Raw genomic sequence first — 15,518 nt, forward strand, 5'->3', positions numbered from 1 at the left:
CGATTGGAGCTATTTTATTAGGGAAAATGCCCATGAGTTTCGCACAGCCTCATGTACTTGAATTAGATTCGCAAACAGAACTGCTCGAACGCCTCGAGTTGCTGACCAATTTTGGCTCCAATTTGGTGACCATTCACGGTGCCAAAGGCCATGGTAAGTCGTGGCTGGCTCAGCGCTACCTTGAACAGTACGCGCAAGAGAAAAATCAGTGTTTATTGCTTTGTCATCCTAACCAAAATGACGGCCAGCACCGGACGTTGATCTTAAGTCAACTGGTGAGCGAGCCGATGTTTAATCAGCATGATTCCTTGCTTGAAAGCTTGGAACGTTTGCTGGAAGGGCAGGGATGCAATGTCGCCATCGTGATTGACGATGCCCACTTGCTTAGCGAAACCGTAGTCTCTGAGCTGTGGATGTTGGTGCTGGAAGCGCAGTCGAATCCGCATTGGTCGGTCAACGTGTTGCTGTTTAGTGAAGCCGGCACCATGGAGCCGCTGCTGACCCGACTGGGCTATGGACAAGAGCATAAACCGATTGATCTCGACATCGAGATGCTGAGCGAAACCGAAGCGCTGCGCTTTTTTGAAAACATGGTGGTGCGATATGTGGCTGACGATGCGGAGAAAAAAGTGCGCGCCGCCTTTAAGAAAACCAGCCCGACACCGGGGGCGATCATGGCATTAGGAGAGATTAAGGTGGAAAAAAGGGTTGTGATTCGTTCTATTGTCGCCTCGCCAATCAATATGGCGTTAACCGCGTTGATTTTACTGCTGCTCGCCGCTGCCGGGTATTGGTGGGTGTTTAGTCAGCCTTCTGCCGATGAGCAAGCTGAGCTTATCACTCGCACTATGGAACAGACGGCGATTCCGACCTTAGAGCCAAGCACAGACACACCAGACGCCAGCCAAGCAACAGACTCCGTGGCTGAAACCGCTAAAGACAGCATGGAGAGTGAGCAGTTTAAAGATGCAACGGATGACTCGGCGTCCCTTCCTCCGCCGGTGATGACCAGCGCCGCCAGCGTCGGTATCAGCGATCAAAATCAGCAACGGGTCATCATTGAATCAGACGTGGTCGATGCGCTGCTGGAAAATAAACCCGAGCAGGCGGATACCAGCAAGATTGACGCTGTGGTGACCGATTCCATGGTTGAAGTGCCTGTCGAGACGCTAAGTGAAGTGGATGCAGAAGCCGTGACGGCGCCCGTTGCCGAGCAAGTGCCACCAACCGTCTCTTTCTCATTCGCCCGCGAAGAGCTGAAAGCGCTCTCGCCTCGCAGTTACACCTTGCAGCTTGCCGCGATGACGTCCATGCCCGATGTGCAGGCATTTTTGGATAAGCACCAGTTGCACAATGCGGTACGCATTTATCCGACACTGCGTAATGATACCGAGTGGTACATTGTGACCTATCAGGATTACCCGACCATTCAGATGGCTCGCGATGCGGTAGAAAGCTTGCCTGCGTCACTGCAATCGCTCGGTCCTTGGGCAAAATCGTTAAGTCAGGTGCAGCGTGAGATTGATCGGGTGAAATAATCCTGAGCTTCACAGCAAAATATGTTACATTCCGCAGCCTTGATGCGGGTTGATAGATAGAGCGGTTAAAGAGCAGTCGATGAAAAAGCAGCGTGCCTTTTTAAAATGGGCCGGAGGCAAATATGGCCTGGTAGACGATATCCAGAAACATTTGCCTGAGGCTCGTAAACTGGTTGAGCCCTTCGTCGGTGCAGGTTCGGTGTTCCTCAATACGGATTACGAGCACTATTTGCTCGCTGATATCAACCCCGATCTGATCAATCTCTACAATCTGCTCAAAGAGCAGCCGCAGACGTACATCAGCGAGGCAAAACGCTGGTTTGTTGCGGAAAACAATCGCAAAGAGGCGTATCTGCATATTCGCTCTGAATTTAACAAATCAGACGAAGTGATGTACCGCTCGCTGGCCTTTCTTTATATGAACCGTTTTGGTTTTAATGGCTTATGCCGTTACAACAAAAAAGGCGGCTTCAATGTGCCGTTTGGCTCTTACAAAAAGCCCTATTTCCCAGAAGCCGAGTTGGAGTTTTTCGCTGAAAAAGCGCAAAAAGCGACGTTTGTGTGTGAGGGTTACCAAGAGACGTTTCGCCGTGCGCGCAAAGGCTGTGTGATTTACTGCGATCCACCGTATGCACCGTTATCCAACACCGCCAATTTTACCTCCTACGCGTGCAACGGATTTACCTTGGACGATCAAGCGGCTCTGGCCGATGTGGCGGAGAAAGCGGCCAAAGAGCGCGGTATTCCGGTACTGATTTCCAACCACGACACCACCTTGACACGGCGCTTGTATCACGGCGCTGAACTGAGCGTGGTCAAAGTCAAACGCACCATTAGCCGTAACGGCGGCGGTCGCAGCAAAGTTGATGAGCTGCTGGCGCTGTTTCACGCCGAGCAAAACGACTAACTGCCCGTCGCAATCCATAACACTCACACTATTGCACTCTAACAGTGGATCTGTGCTCTGGCTTCGGTAAAATTGCGCGCAATTTGGTTTGCTCGCTACTACTGAGGTCAGGTATGAAAGATTTTCTTATTGCTCCATCGATTTTGTCTGCTGATTTTGCCCGTTTAGGGGAAGATGTTGAAAAAGTGCTGGCGGCAGGCGCCGATGTGGTGCATTTCGATGTGATGGACAACCACTACGTGCCTAACCTGACGTTTGGCGCGCCCATCTGTAAAGCGTTGCGTGACTACGGCATTACCGCGCCGATCGATGTGCATCTGATGGTAAAACCGGTCGATCGCATCATTCCTGATTTCGCCAAAGCGGGCGCTACGATGATCACCTTTCACGTAGAAGCGTCTGAGCATGTCGATCGCACCTTGCAGTTGATCAAAGAGCACGGCTGTCAGGCCGGTGTGGTACTCAACCCAGCGACGCCTCTGTCTTGCCTCGATTACATCATGGATAAAGTGGATTTGATCTTGCTGATGTCCGTCAACCCGGGCTTTGGCGGTCAGTCGTTTATCCCGCACACCTTAGATAAACTGCGTGCCGTACGCCAGCGTATCAACGAGTCTGGACGCAACATCCGTCTGGAAATCGACGGCGGGGTGAAAGTCGAGAATATTCGTGAAATCGCCGAGGCGGGCGCAGATATGTTTGTTGCCGGTTCAGCGATTTTCGGTCAGCTAGATTATCAAGCGGTGATCAATGAGATGCGTGCTGAATTAGCCAAAGTGTAAATGCGAGAGGTGAGGTAGCTAGTTTTCTAGTTTTCTAGTTTTCTAGCTTCCTAGCTTCCTAGCTTCCTAGCTTCCTAGCTTCCTAGCTCCCTAGCTCCTCGCCTCCTCCTTAGCTGCGGTTGAAAAATACCCCTTGCGTAATTTGTGCTCTTTCTGTACCATCTGCCATCCTTAAAACTCGGTCAATAACCCTTAGTTCCTTGCTTCCTCTGGACGACCGGGCCAAACGTGGAAGCTAATAATCCGTAAGGAGCAATAAATGCGTCATTACGAAATCGTATTCATGGTGCACCCTGATCAAAGCGAGCAAGTTGCAGGCATGATCGAGCGTTACACTGGTTCAATCACTGAAGCTGGCGGTAAAGTTCACCGTCTAGAAGACTGGGGCCGTCGTCAACTGGCTTACCCAATCAACAAGCTTCACAAAGCTCACTACGTTCTAATGAACGTGGAAGCTGACCAAACTGTTATCGATGAACTGGAAACTGCTTTCCGTTTCAATGATGCAGTACTACGCAACATGATCATGCGTACTAAAGCGGCTATCACTGAGCCTTCAATCATGCTTAAGCAGAAAGAAGAGCGTGCTCCTCGTCGCGACGCTGAAGCGAGAGAAGCAGCTGCTGAGTAATTGATTGTCTGACCCATCGAATGAAGCCGCGCGGCATTGTCGCTAAAGATTCGTTCGAAGCCACCTCTGCACAGAGCATTGCTCCATCGTAGGGAAAGCAAGCTGAGTAAGGCAATTTATTGTCGAATACTAGTGGCTGGCAGTGGCGAAAGGTCTCATGAGAAAACTCAACAACTCGTTTTAGGCAGTAACATTAAGGTAAGTGGCTTCGTCGCTTATCAAACTGGCCAACATGGCGTCAGAAAATTAGTGTTACATGCCGATGACATCATTCATATTTAAGATCAGGAGATAGCCCATGGCTCGTTTCTTCCGTCGTCGTAAATTCTGCCGTTTCACTGCAGAAGGCGTACAAGAGATTGATTACAAAGACGTAGCAACTCTTAAAAACTACATCACTGAAGCTGGTAAAATCGTACCAAGCCGTATCACTGGTACTAGCGCTAAGTATCAGCGTCAACTAGCTCGCGCGATCAAGCGTTCTCGTTACCTGGCTCTGCTACCGTACACTGACAAACATCAGTAATCGGTACCGTTTATTAAGAAAGAGGATTAAGCAATGCAAGTTATTCTACTTGATAAAATCGGTAACCTAGGCAGCCTGGGCGACACAGTAAACGTTAAGTCTGGTTACGCTCGTAACTTCCTTATCCCACAGGGTAAAGCAGTTATGGCGACTAAAGGCAACGTTGAGATGTTCGAAGCACGTCGTGCTGAACTTGAAGCGAAAGTTGCTGAGCAACTGACTGCTGCGCAAGCACGCGCTGAGAAAGTTGAAGCTCTAGAAGCGGTTGTTATCGCATCTAAAGCGGGTGACGAAGGCAAACTGTTCGGTTCTATCGGTACTCGTGACATCGCTGATGCAATCACTGCAGCTGGCGTTGAAGTTGCTAAGAGCGAAGTTCGCCTTCCTGAAGGTGCACTACGTACAACTGGTGAGTTCGAGATCAGCGTTCAACTTCACTCTGAAGTGTTCGCGACCGTTAAACTACAAGTTGTTGCTGCTGACTAATTTCAGTATCAAGACGATGTTAAAAGCACCTGCTCGCAGGTGCTTTTTTTATGCGTCGGTTTTGGCTGAAGAGGTATGGAACCCTGCATGGGTTCAATACCATTAAAATACAAACAACAAATTAATCGACAACACGCTGTCGGCTTTATTGAGCCCTTCCGGCACTTTATCGTGATATTGCCGCGAGTGCGCAATCTTAAGTGCGATCTCTTCGGTGATGTTGTTGGTCAAACTCAGTTCACTGTCGGTGCGGGTGTTGCTGCGGCCTGTGACCACGGTGATATCGGCAGCGAGACGAAGATTGTCTAGCGCTTGCCAACTGGTCTTCATGTTGCCACGAAAAATGCCTTCTTCGACGATGTGAGGCAGGATAATGTCGTCATCGTCAATCTCATCTAAATTGGGTTCCTGATAGCGAAAGCCGGGGCCAATCTCCATTTCCAAAACAAACGTGTCGGTGCTGGCAAATTGATAGCCCAAACCACCAGAGAGGGTGTAATCCTTAAAATAGGCGCTATAGCGTGAATCGACCCCTTTGAAGCTGCCATACAGGTAGGTTTTAGGGCCGAGCTTATAGTCGGTCTGCGCGCTGTAGGTTGACGTGCGTTTGTCCTCTTCCCCATCTTTATATAGGTTATAAAACTTCCATTCGCCGTTGGAACGATGTCGTCCTTCGGTGTATTCACCACTTAAACGGGCGTTGAGCGCCTGCGAGTCAGTATTACCCGAGTGCGCTTGATAACCAAACTCCACTTCAGTTTTGAGAGGAGAGGGAATGTCGATGTCCTTATCCGGATTTTCTTCAGCGTAGGCTGACAGGCTTGCGAGCAAGCTTAGGCAATAAAACCAGCGTGTGGACACAAAGACCTCATGAGCAGAAAAACAGGCGGTTGGATAGTACGAAGATGGCAACAAAGCTGCGTCAGATTCCAGTTAAAACTTGTTGTTTGAACGGTAAACTCTATCTCGATAGACGAGCATCTCAGATCATTTTGAGTATAATGGCGGTAAATATAAGTTGTTGAGTGTAGTCATGGCGGAGAATCGAACTCGTAAAGTCGTAGATAGCCAAGTTGATGCAATAAAAGTTCCTCCTCACTCATTGGAAGCCGAACAATCGGTACTGGGTGGCTTGCTGCTGGATAATGAACGCTGGGATACGGTGGCCGAGCGTGTCGTGAGTAAAGATTTTTACAGCCGACCACACCGGCTGATCTTTGATGCGATAAAAAGCATTTTAGAAGAGAGCAAACCGCTCGATTTGATTACGCTGTCTGAATATTTGGAGCGTCGCGAACAGCTCGACGACGTGGGCGGCTTCGCCTATTTAGCCGATCTGGCCAAAAACACCCCAAGTGCGGCGAACATCAATGCCTATGCCGACATTGTCGCAGAACGTGCGTTAATCCGTAATTTGATCGGCGTGGCGAATGAGATTGCCGACGCGGGTTATGATCCGCAAGGTCGCAGTTCGGAAGATCTGCTCGATCTCGCCGAAAGTAAAGTATTCGCGATTGCTGAAGAGCGTACCAACGAAAACGAAGGGCCGCAGAACGTTGATTCCATCCTAGAAAAGACGCTTGAACGTATTGAGCTGTTGTACAAAACGCCGCAGGATGGCGTCACTGGGGTTGATACTGGTTTTACCGATCTCAATAAGAAAACCGCGGGTCTGCAAGGTTCGGATCTGATCATTGTCGCGGCGCGTCCATCGATGGGTAAAACCACTTTCGCGATGAACTTGTGTGAAAACGCCGCGATGAAGCAAGAGAAGCCGGTGCTGATCTTCTCGCTGGAGATGCCTGCAGAGCAGATCATGATGCGTATGCTGGCGTCACTCTCTCGCGTCGACCAAACCAAAATTCGTACCGGGCAACTGGATGATGAAGATTGGGCTCGCATTTCTTCGACCATGGGCATTCTGATGGAGAAGAAAAACATGTACATCGATGACAGCTCAGGTCTGACGCCAACCGAAGTGCGCTCGCGTGCACGTCGGGTGGCGCGCGAACACGGCGGTTTATCGATGATCATGGTCGACTACCTTCAGTTGATGCGCGTGCCAGCACTGTCGGATAATCGTACCTTGGAAATCGCCGAGATTTCCCGCTCACTCAAAGCGTTGGCCAAAGAGCTCAACGTCCCCGTTGTCGCGCTGTCGCAGCTTAACCGCTCGCTAGAACAACGTGCCGACAAACGCCCAGTCAACTCGGATCTGCGTGAATCCGGCTCTATCGAGCAGGATGCTGACTTGATCATGTTTATCTACCGTGACGAAGTGTACCACCCAGACAGTGCGCTCAAAGGCACCGCAGAAATCATTATCGGTAAACAGCGTAACGGCCCAATCGGTTCAGTGCGTTTGACCTTCCAAGGGCAGTGGTCGCGCTTTGATAACTACGCAGGTCCTGCTTTTGATGAAGAGTAATGCCATGAATTACATGAAAGCCGCCACCGCGTGCATCGATTTGAGCGCACTACAGCACAATCTGCAACGCATCAAACAGCTTGCCCCTCACAGTAAAGTGATGGCGGTAGTCAAGGCCAATGGCTATGGACACGGTTTGCGCCATGTGGCTAAGCACGCCATTGGTGCCGATGCCTTTGGTGTGGCGCGCATTGAAGAAGCGTTGCAACTGCGCGCGTGTGGAGTGGTGAAGCCGATCTTGCTGTTGGAAGGGTTCTACTCGTCTGGCGATTTGCCTGTGTTAGTCACCAATAACATTCAAACCGTGGTGCACTGTGAAGAGCAGCTGCGCGACTTAGAAACGGCTGAGCTGGAAACACCCGTGGTGGTGTGGCTAAAAATCGACAGCGGCATGCATCGCCTTGGCGTGCGCCCCGAGCAGTATCAGGATTTTGTCACCCGTTTGCATCAATGCCCGAATGTGGCAAAACCGTTGCGTTACATGAGCCATTTTGGCTGCGCCGATGAGTTGGACAATGCGACTACGCGCAATCAAATTGAACTGTTTATGGCGTTAACCCAAGGTTGTCACGGTGAGCGCTCATTGGCCGCTTCCGCCGGGCTGCTGGCTTGGCAAGAGAGCCAGCTTGAGTGGGTGCGCCCCGGGATCATCATGTACGGAGTGTCGCCGTTTGGCGATAAATCGGCCGCTGAGCTAGGCTTTAAACCAGTAATGACTCTCAAGTCGCATTTGATTGCGGTGCGAGAAGTGAAAGCGGGCGAGTCCGTGGGGTATGGGGCGACGTGGACCAGCGCGCGCGACACCAAAGTCGGCGTGATTGCGATTGGCTATGGTGATGGCTATCCGCGCACCGCACCTAACGGTACGCCCGTGTTGGTCAATGGTCGCCAGGTGCCGATCGCCGGTCGAGTCTCTATGGACATGTTGACCGTTGATTTAGGGCCTGATGCGGCTGACGAAGTGGGCGATGAAGCCATTCTTTGGGGCGCCGATTTGCCCTCAGAAGCGGTGGCACAACACATCGGCACCATCGCCTATGAACTGGTGACTAAACTGACGTCTCGTGTGGAGATGTCTTACAGCGAATAATCATGATGACAACTCTGAAACGGAATTCTTTGCTTTTGCTCCCTCTTGTGCTGCCCATATCCAATGTGAGTTGGGCTGACGGCTGGCCAAGTTGGTTGCCGAATACTTCGGCTGCGCCTTTTTATTACACCAGTGAAGGGATGGGAAATGCGCTCGGTGTTGCAGGTGCTGTCAAACATTTCGGTCAGTCGAACGCTTCACTGTTTGGCGCCTTAGCCTACTCAGACAGAGGCAGCTACTTCACTTATCTGGCGGCGAGCAACTATAAATTTGGTGATTACTGGCTACTCGGTGCAGAGTTGTATCAAGGCAAATACGTCGACAACGAATATTACTTTCGCCGCGCTGGCAACAATGATTCCCGCCGTGATGAGCGAGCGATGGCAACCGGTGAAGAGTCGAACAATCGTTTGTCGATTCGCTATATCGTGCCGTGGGGACACGCCGCTTTTCGCGGTGCTCGTGCGGCTTTTGAGACCAATCGCCAAATCAAAGGCCATTCTCCCGCCCGCAGTGGCATTACCTCCCTCGATTTTCAGCCGTTTCAAACCTCGCGCTCGGTGCAAAACATGCCAAGCCGTGACAGCGATTCTAGCGGGCTCAAAGTGCAATTGGAGTGGGATAATCGCAACGATGTGCGTGATCCTTCTGATGGCTATCGCACCAATGTGGCGGTCAGCTATGCCGACGAAAATTGGGGTAACGACAATCGCTGGCTGAAGTATGAGTATCAAGCCAACGCGTTTTGGGATCTGGGCTCGTGGGAGGAGACGTTTGAAAAGCAGGTAGTGGCGGTCGATGTCTATTTTGCTGATACGCCGACGTGGTTCGAGTGTAATGAGCGGTTTGTCTGTGAGCGCCCACCCGAGTTGGATCAGGTCAGTTTAGGCGGTTTGCAGCGGCTGAGAAGTTTTCCTGACGGGCGTTTTCATGGCCGCTCGGCGATCCATTACAGCGCGGAGTATCGTGTTTTGCCCAACTGGCAACCGCTGAGCGAGGTGTCGCTCCTCAATAGCTACAGTATTCCATGGTGGCAATGGGTAGCGTTTGTCGATCTTGGTCGAGTGAGTGACGAGCTGGATCTGTTTGAACTGCACAACAGCCTAAAATGGAGCGCTGGTGGCGGCGTGCGCATGCAGCTCGAAGGCTTGGTCGTTCGAGCTGAGATGGCTTGGGGCGGTGAGGGAAGCCAGCTGCGTCTGATGGTGAATCAACCTTTTTAAACGCACATGTCCAGCAGCTTACTTCTCTTCGCCGTGCAAAGTGACAATCAGTTTTCGCGCTCCACCATGATCGCGATGTTCTCCCAGATAGATCCCTTGCCAAGTGCCCAAAGCGAGCCTGCCATGTTGGATCGGAATCGTCACGCTGCTCCCCAATACGGAAGCTTTGATGTGTGCTGGCATGTCGTCGTCCCCTTCGTAGTCGTGGTGATAGTAGGGAGCTCGTTCAGGGATAAACTGATTAAAATGGCTTTCCATGTCCATTCTTACCGTTGGATCGGCGTTTTCATTGATGGTCAGACTGGCCGACGTGTGCTGAATAAAAACATGTAACAAACCAACGGATACGGACGATATCTGCGGCATTTGTTGTTCAATTTCATCAGTAATCAGATGGAAGCCGCGCTTTTTCGCGTTGATTGTTATGCTTTTCTGTAACCACATAGTGCATCCTTTATATTCTATTTGGCAATTAGAGCTTTCAAGGCTATCTTTGTTGGCAAAAGCAAACCACAAGAGCACGCCGTTGCCGGTCAATCCTCGGCGTCGTCAGGTTGATATCGCTTTACGTGACTTAACTCAAGGTGAGTGCACGCTGAGTCAGTCATAATTGCATGCTGAAATAAAATTACAATTCAAGATTGTCATGCTGCCCAGTGCTGTGGACAATCACTAAAACTTTTTTGCTAAATCGGGGATTCCTCAGTTTTCGCTAGACTGTCAGGAATAGAACCTACTGTAACATCGGGATAGAGACCATGTTGAAAAATATCAATCCAACGCAAACACAAGCTTGGAAAGCGCTTACCGCGCATTTCGAATCTGCACAAGATATGGATCTGAAAGCGCTGTTTGCTCAAGACGCGGCGCGTTTTGACAAATACTCTGCACGTTTCGGCTCCGACATCCTCGTCGATTACTCAAAGAACCTTATCAATGAAGAGACGCTAAAGCACTTGTTCGCTTTGGCGCAAGAGACGGAATTGAAATCGGCCATTGACGCGATGTTCAGTGGTGAAGCGATCAACCAAACCGAAGGTCGTGCTGTTCTTCACACTGCACTGCGTAACCGCGCCAACACACCTGTGATGGTCGATGGCGAAGACGTTATGCCAGCAGTGAATGCAGTCCTGGAAAAAATCAAAGCCTTTACTGAGCGTGTGATTGGCGGTGAGTGGCTAGGTTACACAGGCAAAGCGATTACCGATATCGTCAATATTGGTATTGGTGGCTCTGACCTTGGTCCTTACATGGTGACGGAAGCGCTCGCGCCATTCAAAAATCATCTAAACCTTCACTTCGTCTCTAACGTGGATGGCACGCACATCGTTGAAACGCTGAAGAAAGTGAATCCAGAAACGACGCTATTTTTGATCGCATCTAAGACGTTCACCACGCAAGAAACCATGACCAACGCGCACACCGCACGTGATTGGTTCCTAGCGTCTGCAGGCGATCAAGCACACGTGGCTAAGCACTTTGCTGCGCTTTCCACCAACGCAACCGCTGTGTCTGAGTTCGGTATCGATACCGCGAACATGTTCGAATTCTGGGACTGGGTGGGTGGTCGTTACTCACTATGGTCTGCAATCGGCCTATCCATTGCGCTAGCGGTAGGTTACGACAACTTCGTTGAGCTGCTAGATGGCGCGCACGAGATGGATAAGCACTTCGTATCAACAGACTTAGAAAGCAACATCCCTGTGATCCTGGCGCTGATTGGTATTTGGTACAACAACTTCCACGGTGCGGAATCAGAAGCTATCTTACCTTACGATCAATACATGCACCGTTTCGCGGCTTACTTCCAGCAAGGTAACATGGAATCGAACGGTAAATACGTTGACCGTGAAGGCAATGCTGTGACTTACCAAACTGGCCCAATCATTTGGGGTGAGCCGGGCACAAACGGTCAGCACGCGTTCTACCAGTTAATTCACCAAGGTACTAAGCTGATTCCGTGTGACTTCATTGCGCCAGCCATCAGCCATAATCCTGCTGGTGATCACCACCAAAAACTGATGTCGAACTTCTTTGCACAAACAGAAGCACTTGCGTTTGGTAAGAGCGAAGAGACCGTAAAAGAAGAGTTGGTGAAAGCGGGCAAGAGTGCTGAAGAAGTGGCGGCGATTGCGCCATTCAAAGTGTTTGAAGGTAACCGTCCAACCAACTCGATTCTGGTCAAGAAAATCACCGCGCGCACACTGGGTAACTTGATTGCGATGTACGAGCACAAGATCTTTGTCCAAGGTGTTATCTGGAACATCTTCAGCTTCGATCAGTGGGGTGTGGAGCTAGGTAAACAACTGGCCAACCAAATTCTGCCTGAACTGGCGGACAGTGCGGCGATCAGCTCTCACGACAGTTCGACCAACGGTTTGATCAACGCGTTTAAAGCGTTTAAAGCCTAAGCATGATGCAAAAGGGAAGGTCGGTAGCGGCCTTCCTCTGTGCGATTGAGCAAAAATAAAGTGCACAAAAAAGGTTGATGTCAAAAACATCAACCTTTCATTTTTATCATCTGCGTTTACTCAAAGCAGATTTCGATAAAGGCATTACCCCATTGGGATACAAATGGCATGATGATGATCGACCCTTCGCATTTGTGACGAATGGTATGCCCTTTGCCAGAGACCACTATCGGTGTTGCCATCTCAAAGTCAAAGCCGCTTTCTGCCAGAATACGTTTTGCGCCACCAGTCACCATGTTGGTAATCTCGCCTACCATGTCGGTCACTTCTTCATTCAATCCGTTGGGGCGCTCACCCAGCATGTTTTGCATGATCTCTAACGCGAGAGATTCATCAAACGTAATCGACATTGAGCCGCGAGTTTGTTGGCCAACCATTCCGATAAGGCCAGAAACATCGCCACGGGCGATTTCGTCTTTTTTGATACGTGGTTTCTGAGGCTTCAATTCCAGTGAAGCCATCGTTTTTAGAACATTCATTAAAGAAGCTAAAAACGGGTTTACAAATTCAGCGCGCATAACGTTCTTCTATAATCTTTTTCTTTCACTGTGAGGCACAGGCTTTACAGATACCATGAGTTTCAATCACTTGATTGGTCAGCTTAAAACCATACTTTTCAGCATTATTGGCCAACAAGGATATCAGTGTCTCATCCTGAAGTTCAACGACGTCACCACATTTATCACAAATTAGTAGCTGAAAAAAATGTTGTTTTGCGTTGCATGAGCAGCAGGAGATAAAACTGTTGGTTGACTCAACCCTATGAATAAAACCCTGCTCCATTAAAAAATCTAAAGCGCGATAGACGGTTGGAGGTTTGGCTTGAGGTTCACTCTCTTTTAATTGCTCCAGCAGATCATAGGCGCTGGACGCTTTCGAATTTGAACAGATCAGCTCAAAGACTCTTTTACGTTGCGGAGTCAGGCGGACTCCTCTTGCCGAACACAGGCCTTCTATTTGCTCAAGTAGTGTGTGGTCCAAATCTTTCACCATATTAATTGGACTTTCTTAATAATAAACTATTTCTATACGAAGATCGTTGAGAAACCAATAAAATTGCTAATAACGCTTAGTCAATCTCACAAATCGCTTTCGCAGTGTCTACCTGCGCAACGATAAATGGAAAAGCGCGTCAGGTAAAGCGAGTGTGGCACAAGCTGCGGTGAACCAGTACAATATCGGCCCAAAATTTGATATTCAGTCAATCGGTATACGTAACCGTGCAACCACTCCGATGGTGCGCTGTTACTTATTCTGATTGGCCAGCTGTTGTGAACTAGTAGGATTAACTCTCATGACCCACTCCTGTCGCCTTTCTGTCGCTCCTATGCTCGATTGGACCGATCGTCATTGTCGTTACTTTCACCGTTTGATGACCAAAGAGACTCTGCTCTACACCGAAATGGTGACGACGGGCGCGATCATTCATGGTAAAGGCGATTTTTTAGCATATAACGAGGAAGAGCACCCGGTTGCATTGCAGTTGGGCGGCTCAAACCCACAAGATCTCGCGACTTGTGCCAAGTTGGCGCAAGAGCGTGGCTATGATGAGGTGAATCTTAACGTTGGATGCCCATCTGATCGGGTGCAAAACGGCCGTTTTGGTGCCTGCTTAATGGCTGAGCCACAATTGGTGGCAGATTGCGTTGCAGCGATAAAAGAGGTTGTGGATATTCCGGTGACGGTCAAAACCCGTATTGGTATTGACGATCAAGACTCTTATCAGTTCCTCACCGATTTTGTTGCAACAGTTGCTGAAAAAGGCGGTTGTGAGCAGTTCACCATTCATGCACGCAAAGCGTGGTTGAGTGGGTTGAGCCCGAAAGAGAACCGTGAGATCCCGCCATTGGATTACCCTCGCGCGTATCAGCTAAAGCGAGATTTCCCGCACTTGACCATTGCCATCAACGGTGGCGTCAAGTCGCTGGAAGAGGCGAGAGAGCATTTGCAGCATTTGGATGGCGTGATGATTGGGCGTGAAGCATACCAAAGCCCTTATTTGTTAGCCTCGGTTGATCAAGCGCTGTTTGGTTCTAACGCGCCGATCAAGAAACGTCGTCAGATCGTGCAAGAGATGTATCCTTACATTGAGCAGCAATTAGCTCAAGGTGCTTACTTGGGGCACATGACCCGTCACATGCTGGGGCTGTTCCAAAATATGCCGGGCGCACGTCAATGGCGTCGTCACATTAGTGAAAATGCGCATAAACCAGGTTCAGGCATTGAAGTCCTTCAGCAAGCGCTGGCGAAGATCCCTCAGGAATTAGATGTGTAAAATTGACCACTAGCAGGTAAAAATTACCATCTCTACTCAAAAAGCCAGCCGACTTTTTCAATCTTCAGGTTGGCTTTTTCTTTTATATCATTAAGTTAAATTTTTTTTGAAAACTTGGTACGGAACCTGCTCTAACGAATAAAAACAAAGGAGAATGGCTATGTTCGAGTTGATTTTTATTCTGGTCTTTGCTGCAACCTTATTGGTGACAGGCATTACAATGATGACTGTCTTTGCCGCTACCGCGATAGCACTGGTGGTGATGCTACTGTTGGGCATGCTCGGATTTGTCTTGAAACTATTACCTTGGTTGATTGTGATAGCGGTCGGTATTTGGTTCTTTAAGCATGTGGTTGCCTCCCCAAAGTGTAAATCGTAAGGTCCGGTGATTTTATGCAGAGTGTGCGCTGAGAGTGTGATAGGATCTGCCCTCTGCGTAATCTCTCATTTATCTAGCTATACCGGAGTATCAGTTTCATGCTTAGAACCTTGGCAATATCGGCCGCAGCCTGCACCTTGTCTCTCAGCTTTCCTTTGCTTGCGGACTCGGATCTTGATTTTACCGCCGGCGCTGAGTTTTGGAACGTTAGCACCAAGGTAAACGAAGTGAAGCGCGATGCGGTGGCAACAGGCACTGTGTATACTTCGTTAGAGCACCCAATCAAGTACTTGCCGAATGCGCGTTTGCGCTTCTCTTCGGTGGACGCCGACTACATGGCCTTTGATAAGTTGGATGCGACGTTTTACTACCAAGTGCTGGATCACGAGTTATTGCATTTTGATGCCGGCATCACGGTGAGCGATTTGAGCAACAGTAAATACCTAGACTTAGCCACGCCCGGGGCTCAGGCAAAATCGTTTGATGAACTGATTTGGGCTTGGTATGGCTATGCGGAAATTACAGTGCCAGAGACTCAGTTTGATGTGATCGGTGAGATGAACTTCGGCGACAGCAAAGGAATAAAGAGCACCGACTTAATGGCGGGTATGCAGTACAAAATGCCGCTTGAGCAATCTCAGTTGACTCTACGTGCAGGGTATCGAGTGATTGATTTGGAATCGGACACGTTTGCTTCTTCCTTAGGTAAATCGTTCATTTTTGCCAACGGCTGGTTTCTTGGTGCGCAGTACCACTTTTAATGCCCTTTAAGTGAATGAATG

17 protein-coding genes and 1 pseudogene are annotated in these 15,518 nt (G+C 49.5%); 14 read left to right on the top strand and 4 right to left on the bottom strand.

The window, feature by feature from the left end; all coding sequences use genetic code 11:
- The first annotated feature begins 32 nt into the window (after window positions 1-32).
- The 7 genes and pseudogenes from I3X05_RS01440 to rplI all read left to right on the top strand — a co-directional run bounded on the left by I3X05_RS01440 (window position 33) and on the right by rplI (window position 4,870).
- Window positions 33-1,538: an AAA family ATPase gene (locus tag I3X05_RS01440; RefSeq protein ID WP_045569753.1), complete on the top strand. Its 1,506-nt coding sequence runs from the start codon at window positions 33-35 to the stop codon at window positions 1,536-1,538.
- A gap of 79 nt (window positions 1,539-1,617) precedes the next feature.
- Entirely contained in the window at window positions 1,618-2,445 is an 828-nt protein-coding gene (locus I3X05_RS01445) for a Dam family site-specific DNA-(adenine-N6)-methyltransferase (RefSeq protein WP_045569752.1), read from the top strand.
- Window positions 2,446-2,558: 113 nt separating this feature from the next.
- Entirely contained in the window at window positions 2,559-3,227 is a 669-nt protein-coding gene (rpe, locus tag I3X05_RS01450; protein ID WP_045569751.1) for a ribulose-phosphate 3-epimerase, read from the top strand.
- Between the two features lie 259 nt (window positions 3,228-3,486).
- Entirely contained in the window at window positions 3,487-3,858 is a 372-nt protein-coding gene (rpsF, locus tag I3X05_RS01455; protein ID WP_045569750.1) for a 30S ribosomal protein S6, read from the top strand.
- An 8-nt stretch (window positions 3,859-3,866) separates the two neighbouring features.
- Window positions 3,867-4,140 (top strand): annotated as a pseudogene (locus tag I3X05_RS01460) (primosomal replication protein N).
- A gap of 16 nt (window positions 4,141-4,156) precedes the next feature.
- A complete protein-coding gene (rpsR, locus tag I3X05_RS01465; RefSeq protein ID WP_000090472.1) occupies window positions 4,157-4,384 on the top strand; it encodes a 30S ribosomal protein S18 in 228 nt (75 codons plus the stop codon).
- 33 nt (window positions 4,385-4,417) lie between these two features.
- Entirely contained in the window at window positions 4,418-4,870 is a 453-nt protein-coding gene (gene rplI / locus I3X05_RS01470; RefSeq protein ID WP_045569749.1) for a 50S ribosomal protein L9, read from the top strand.
- Between the two features lie 102 nt (window positions 4,871-4,972).
- Here the strand turns inward: rplI and I3X05_RS01475 are convergent, their stop codons facing one another.
- Entirely contained in the window at window positions 4,973-5,731 is a 759-nt protein-coding gene (locus I3X05_RS01475) for a DUF481 domain-containing protein (RefSeq protein WP_045569748.1), read from the bottom strand.
- A 172-nt stretch (window positions 5,732-5,903) separates the two neighbouring features.
- On the opposite strand from I3X05_RS01475, the gene I3X05_RS01480 reads away from it, so the two are divergent.
- Genes I3X05_RS01480 through I3X05_RS01490 form a run of 3 tightly spaced genes read left to right on the top strand, consistent with a single transcriptional unit; the run spans window position 5,904 to window position 9,611 of the window.
- On the top strand, window positions 5,904-7,298 hold the full coding sequence (locus I3X05_RS01480; RefSeq protein WP_045569747.1) for a replicative DNA helicase: 1,395 nt from the start codon (window positions 5,904-5,906) through the stop codon (window positions 7,296-7,298).
- Window positions 7,299-7,302: 4 nt separating this feature from the next.
- On the top strand, window positions 7,303-8,388 hold the full coding sequence (gene alr / locus I3X05_RS01485; RefSeq protein ID WP_197467450.1) for an alanine racemase: 1,086 nt from the start codon (window positions 7,303-7,305) through the stop codon (window positions 8,386-8,388).
- Window positions 8,389-8,390: 2 nt separating this feature from the next.
- Window positions 8,391-9,611, top strand: a complete 1,221-nt coding sequence (locus tag I3X05_RS01490; protein WP_226972490.1) for a BamA/TamA family outer membrane protein — start codon at window positions 8,391-8,393, stop codon at window positions 9,609-9,611.
- Window positions 9,612-9,629: 18 nt separating this feature from the next.
- Here the strand turns inward: I3X05_RS01490 and I3X05_RS01495 are convergent, their stop codons facing one another.
- Window positions 9,630-10,055, bottom strand: coding sequence for a secondary thiamine-phosphate synthase enzyme YjbQ (locus tag I3X05_RS01495; RefSeq protein ID WP_045569746.1), 426 nt, complete (start codon window positions 10,053-10,055; stop codon window positions 9,630-9,632).
- 314 nt (window positions 10,056-10,369) lie between these two features.
- Here I3X05_RS01495 and pgi point away from each other — a divergent pair, with 314 nt between their 5' ends.
- Complete coding sequence (gene pgi / locus I3X05_RS01500; RefSeq protein ID WP_337970916.1) at window positions 10,370-12,022, top strand: glucose-6-phosphate isomerase; 1,653 nt, start codon at window positions 10,370-10,372, stop codon at window positions 12,020-12,022.
- A gap of 116 nt (window positions 12,023-12,138) precedes the next feature.
- Here the strand turns inward: pgi and I3X05_RS01505 are convergent, their stop codons facing one another.
- Window positions 12,139-12,600 (bottom strand): chemotaxis protein CheX, encoded by a 462-nt coding sequence (locus I3X05_RS01505; protein WP_045569744.1) that lies wholly within the window; start codon window positions 12,598-12,600, stop codon window positions 12,139-12,141.
- Window positions 12,601-12,625: 25 nt separating this feature from the next.
- The gene (gene zur, locus I3X05_RS01510) at window positions 12,626-13,075 is read right to left on the bottom strand and encodes a zinc uptake transcriptional repressor Zur (protein WP_039423265.1); all 450 of its coding nucleotides are present in this window, start codon (window positions 13,073-13,075) and stop codon (window positions 12,626-12,628) included.
- 301 nt (window positions 13,076-13,376) lie between these two features.
- Between zur and dusA the strand changes: the two genes are divergently transcribed.
- The 3 genes from dusA to I3X05_RS01525 all read left to right on the top strand — a co-directional run bounded on the left by dusA (window position 13,377) and on the right by I3X05_RS01525 (window position 15,497).
- Complete coding sequence (gene dusA / locus I3X05_RS01515) at window positions 13,377-14,357, top strand: tRNA dihydrouridine(20/20a) synthase DusA (protein ID WP_045569743.1); 981 nt, start codon at window positions 13,377-13,379, stop codon at window positions 14,355-14,357.
- Window positions 14,358-14,517: 160 nt separating this feature from the next.
- Window positions 14,518-14,736: an envelope stress response protein PspG gene (gene pspG, locus I3X05_RS01520; RefSeq protein ID WP_045569742.1), complete on the top strand. Its 219-nt coding sequence runs from the start codon at window positions 14,518-14,520 to the stop codon at window positions 14,734-14,736.
- A 98-nt stretch (window positions 14,737-14,834) separates the two neighbouring features.
- A complete protein-coding gene (locus tag I3X05_RS01525; protein ID WP_045569741.1) occupies window positions 14,835-15,497 on the top strand; it encodes a TIGR04219 family outer membrane beta-barrel protein in 663 nt (220 codons plus the stop codon).
- Window positions 15,498-15,518: the final 21 nt, after the last annotated feature.

The sequence above is a fragment of the Vibrio navarrensis genome (genome assembly GCF_015767675.1).
Taxonomy (GTDB): domain Bacteria; phylum Pseudomonadota; class Gammaproteobacteria; order Enterobacterales; family Vibrionaceae; genus Vibrio.